This window comes from Vibrio sp. 10N.222.55.C6 (assembly GCF_041473395.1).
Lineage (GTDB): Bacteria > Pseudomonadota > Gammaproteobacteria > Enterobacterales > Vibrionaceae > Vibrio > Vibrio crassostreae_C.
Genome location: NZ_JBFRSD010001226.1, coordinates 1 through 287, shown reverse-complemented (window position 1 = coordinate 287; position 287 = coordinate 1). Strand labels below are relative to the sequence as shown.

Genomic DNA, 287 nt, shown 5'->3' with positions numbered 1-287 from the left:
GTTCAGCAGAGTTGGAACAACCGCTGTCGCTATCGTATGTCCACGAAAGTCCATAATAATCGGCTCAATTAAGTGATGAATCGCAGGAACGTTGTGCACCACAATACCGCCACCAACCAAGAACATCGCAGCAGTGCCGACCACAGCAAGCGTCTTCATTAACTTGGGAGCAAACGCGACTAGCCCATTACCCAATTGAGTTTTAATGGTACTGCCATTCGATGTTCGCTGCAGATAAAAGCCTAAATCGTCTAACTTAACGATCCCTGCCACTAAGCCATAAACAC

The 287-nt window shown here is 47.0% G+C and carries 1 protein-coding gene; it reads right to left on the bottom strand.

What is annotated here, in order from left to right; all coding sequences use genetic code 11:
* On the bottom strand, positions 1–287 hold a 287-nt coding region (locus AB4486_RS28295; protein WP_372120149.1), incomplete at both ends, for a DUF808 family protein.